This window comes from Geminisphaera colitermitum TAV2, from assembly GCF_000171235.2.
In the GTDB taxonomy this organism is placed as follows: domain Bacteria; phylum Verrucomicrobiota; class Verrucomicrobiia; order Opitutales; family Opitutaceae; genus Geminisphaera; species Geminisphaera colitermitum.
In genome coordinates this window covers 1-568 of record NZ_ABEA03000001.1, presented here as the reverse complement: position 1 = coordinate 568, position 568 = coordinate 1, and the positions used below count along the sequence as shown (strand labels likewise).

The 568-nt window shown below is 66.5% G+C and carries 1 protein-coding gene; it reads left to right on the top strand.

The genetic code is table 11. The annotated features are described in order from the left end of the window. On the top strand, nucleotides 1-568 hold a 568-nt coding region (gene lptD / locus OBACDRAFT_RS30430), incomplete at both ends, for an LPS assembly protein LptD (protein ID WP_043581856.1).

Sequence of the window (568 nt, the reverse complement as noted above, 5' to 3'; positions counted from 1 at the left end):
CGAAGGCATCCGCGCCGGCGCCGACCTCGGGCCTCTACACCAAACGCGGCGTCCTCATCGGCCCCGCCCTCAACTACAACACCCTCAAACCCGCCTCCGCCGCCGCCCTCGCCGCCACCGACCCCGACACCTTTGCCGGCCTCACCGCCACCGGCACCACCGACACCCCCCTCCTCGGTGCCACCGGTGCCCTCCGCTCCGGCTACATCCACGACTTCGGCGACCTCGACCAGGACATCAACGGCAACGACATCTCCACCAACCGCGGCTACATCGAATGGAAACACCACCAACTCCTCACCCCCTCCCTCACCCTCAACGCCAACATCAACTACTGGTCCGACAGCGAAATCACCCGCGACTACCGCCGCGACCAATTCCGCACCAACCAAGTCCCCGACACCTTTGCCGAACTCTACCAAACCGGCTCCAACCACACCGCCTCCCTCTTCCTCCGCGCCAACCCCAACGACGCCTTCCAGATGCAGCAACGCCTCCCCGAACTCCGCTTCGACGGCCACCCCGTTGCCCTCGGAGCCGGCATCTACCACCGCCTCAACGCCAGCCT